At 63.8% G+C, this 3068-nt stretch carries 4 protein-coding genes; 3 read left to right on the top strand and 1 reads right to left on the bottom strand.

Going from position 1 to position 3068, the window contains the following annotated elements:
- The coding region (locus EN750_RS26360; RefSeq protein WP_127398341.1) for an LssY C-terminal domain-containing protein at positions 1-637 on the top strand (637 nt) is incomplete at its 5' end.
- A gap of 12 nt (positions 638-649) precedes the next feature.
- On the opposite strand, the gene EN750_RS26355 is transcribed toward EN750_RS26360, so the two are convergent.
- Complete coding sequence (locus EN750_RS26355; RefSeq protein WP_127398339.1) at positions 650-1672, bottom strand: NAD(P)-dependent alcohol dehydrogenase; 1023 nt, start codon at positions 1670-1672, stop codon at positions 650-652.
- A gap of 127 nt (positions 1673-1799) precedes the next feature.
- Between EN750_RS26355 and EN750_RS26350 the strand changes: the two genes are divergently transcribed.
- Together EN750_RS26350 and EN750_RS26345 are read left to right on the top strand one after the other, a co-directional pair.
- The gene (locus EN750_RS26350) at positions 1800-2714 is read left to right on the top strand and encodes a LysR family transcriptional regulator (RefSeq protein ID WP_127398337.1); all 915 of its coding nucleotides are present in this window, start codon (positions 1800-1802) and stop codon (positions 2712-2714) included.
- A 75-nt stretch (positions 2715-2789) separates the two neighbouring features.
- A partial coding sequence (locus tag EN750_RS26345) for a CNNM domain-containing protein (RefSeq protein WP_127398335.1) occupies positions 2790-3068 on the top strand: 279 nt, incomplete at its 3' end.

Below are 3068 nucleotides of genomic sequence, written 5' to 3'. Positions count from 1 at the left end.
CGCCTATTTCGCCGCACCGGAATTCTGGACGTTCCGCGATCGCGGCTTTCGCAAGCACAGCTTCGAGATGGTGACGCACACGCCACAAGGCATTCCGGGCGATCCCATCAATGTCGGTCTTGTCGGTACGCGAAAGGAAGTAGTGCACGCCTTCGCCGTCGCCGGCTGGGACACCGCCGACGCCGTGACCCTGAAGACCGCGATCGAGATTGGTGAAAGCGTGCTGTTCGACCACCCCTACCCCGATGCGCCGGTCAGCAGGCTGCTGTTCGATGGCCGCGCCCAGGATCTCGCCTTCGAGAAGCCGGAGGGCCTCAGCGCCGACCGCCGGCATCATGTCCGCTTCTGGCAGACCGATGCAAGCGGCGACGATGGCCGGCCGCTGTGGCTGGGCTCGGCCAGCTTCGATCGCGGCGTCGGCCTCAGCCACGACACCGGCGCCGTCACCCACCATATCGGCCCCGACATCGACGCCGAGCGCGATTTCCTGATGCGCGACCTGGCCACCGCCGGCACGCTGATCTCGACCAGCGATATATCGGGCGTCGGCGCCACCAGTACGGGACGCAATGGCGGCGGCGATCCCTATTTCACGGATGGCGAGGCAATTGTCGGCGTGTTGAAGCAGTTGCCCTGACCATCGCAAAAGTCAGTTCGTGGTGATCACGATCTTGCCGAACGGCCCTTTCTCCAGATGCTGCAAGGCTTGCGGCACCTCGTCGAAGCCAAAGAGCTTGTCGATGACCGGCTTGATCGCCAGCGCCTCGATCGCCTGATTCATACGTTCGAAGGCGCGGCGATGGCCAACCGACAGGCCCTGCACGGTGATGCGGTTGCGCATGAAGGGCATGATAGGGAAGCTGAGCTCCATCGCGCCCAACAGGCCGATGATCGACAGCCGACCGTCGGCGGCAAGCGCATTCAGCGATCGCCGTGCATTATCGCCGCCGACCATTTCCAGCACGTGGTTGACGCCCAGCCCATTCGTCAGCTCACGCACGGCCTCATCCCAGGCCGGTTGCGTGCGGTAGTTGATCCCTTGCCAGGCGCCGAGCTTTCTCGCCCGCTCAAGCTTTTCATCGCTGCTTGAGGTGACGATGGCGCGCAGGCCGAACGCGGTGGCGAACTGCAGCGCAAACAGCGACACGCCGCCGGTGCCCTGGATCAGAATGGTCTGGCCCGGCACCGGTCTGGTCGCTTCCGCCATGGCGAACCAGGCTGTCAGCGCCGCGATCGGCAATGTCGCGGCCTCGATGTCGCCGAGCGATGGCGGCGCCAGCACCGCGGCGTCCTCGCCGAAGATGACATGGTCGGAAAGCATTCCCGACAGCGACGAGCCCAGCGTGTGCTTATGCAGCACCGGCGGTGCGTCGCCATCCGGCCAATCGGCGATCACCTGGCCGAGCACGCGCTGGCCGACCTGAAAGCGGCTGACCGCACTGCCGACGGCCACCACTTCACCCACCGCGTCGGATGTCGGCACGAAGGGAAAGGCAAGGTCGGGGATCAGCACGCCGTCTACGATCATCTTATCCTTGTAGTTGAGCGACACGGCCTTGGTCCGCACCAGCAAATCGTGCGGCCCTGGCCCGGGCACCTTGCCTTCCACCTGGCTTAGCCTCGACAGGCCAAAACCGCTCATCTGCCAGGATCTGTTGATTGGGGTGCTCATGTCGTGTCGCGCTCCGTGCGTTGATGCCAGGCGAGACATTTATGCCTTTCGACTATAGAAAATAGTGCTTCGGTGTGGTATAATTTGACACTGATTGCGGGTCAAAAGTCGACAATAGGAAATCGCCATGGAAACGGCCGACCTGCAAGGCATCGTCGCGTTTGTACAGGCGGTGGAGGCCGGCAGCTTCACCAGAGCCGGCGAGCGGCTGCATGTGACGAAGTCGGCGATCGGCAAATCGATCGCGCAGCTGGAGCAGAGACTCGGCGTTCGCTTGCTGAACCGCACCACCCGCAGCCTCAGCCCGACCAGCGAAGGCGTCAGCTATTATGAAGCCTGCGTCCGGGCCCTTGCCGAGATCGAAGCCGCACAGTCGCTGCTTGCCTCGCGCCGTCAGGTCCCGTCTGGCCGGCTTCGGATCGACGTGCCGCTGGCCTTCGGCCGACGCTGCGTCGCGCCCGTGCTGTTCGAGATTTCGAGGAAATTTCCGGACCTGACGGTGGAAGTCTCCTTCAATGACCGCCGCGTCGACCTGATCGAGGAGGGCATCGACCTGGCGATCCGCATGGGCGAACTCGACGACAGCCTGTCGCTTGCGGCCAGGCGCCTCTACGCCCAGCGCTCGGCCATATGCGCGGCTCCCGACTATCTCGACAGGCATGGCCGACCGCAATCGGTCGAGGATCTCGCCGATCACAGCGTCATTGGCTACGGTCGCGAGGGCATCGTCCGGCCCTGGGTGATCAGGCATTCCGACGGCCATCTCGCAACCTTCATGCCCAAGGCGCGACTCGTTCTCGGCCATGGCGAACCGATGCTGGATGCAGCGCTCGCCGGCTGCGGCATCGCCTTCCTGCCGACATGGCTGGCCGCCGACAGCCTCAAAAGCGGCGATCTCGAAATGGTGCTGTCGGACTGCCTGGTCGAGAACATCGTCGTGCATGCCGTCTGGCCGGTAACGCGCGCGCTCACGCCAAAGGTACGGGTTGTCGTCGACGCCCTCGTCGAACATTTTTCGACGCCGCCCTGGGATGCCGCGTGACCGAAATGCCGGTCATTTCTCAAAAATCACGTCGGACTATTTTCGAAGACCGCGCCGCAATGCTATTGACCGCTCATGTTATACGTAGAAATCGCTATCGTGGTCGTCCTCATCTGTGTGAACGGCCTTCTGTCGATGTCCGAACTTGCCATCGTCTCGTCGCGACCGGCCCGCCTGAAAGCGATGATCGACCGCGGCATCAATGGCGCCGGCCGCGCGCTCGAGTTGGGTTCCAATCCCGGCAAGTTCCTGTCCTCGGTGCAGATCGGCATCACCCTGGTCGGCGTCCTCTCCGGCGCCTTTTCCGGCGCCACGCTCGGCGAACGGCTGGCGCAGTTCCTGGCCTCGACCGGC

It is taken from the genome of Mesorhizobium sp. M7A.F.Ca.ET.027.03.2.1, from assembly GCF_003999175.1.
Lineage (GTDB): Bacteria > Pseudomonadota > Alphaproteobacteria > Rhizobiales > Rhizobiaceae > Mesorhizobium.
Note: the sequence above shows the minus strand (reverse complement) of the source record. Positions and strands in the feature narration are given on the sequence as shown.

Excerpts from the sequence above, each read along its gene's own strand:
- EN750_RS26355 (WP_127398339.1), bottom strand. The coding sequence starts at position 1,672 with ATGAGCACCCCAATCAACAGATCCTGGCAGATGAGCGGTTTTGGCCTG.
- EN750_RS26350 (WP_127398337.1), top strand. The coding sequence starts at position 1,800 with ATGGAAACGGCCGACCTGCAAGGCATCGTCGCGTTTGTACAGGCGGTG.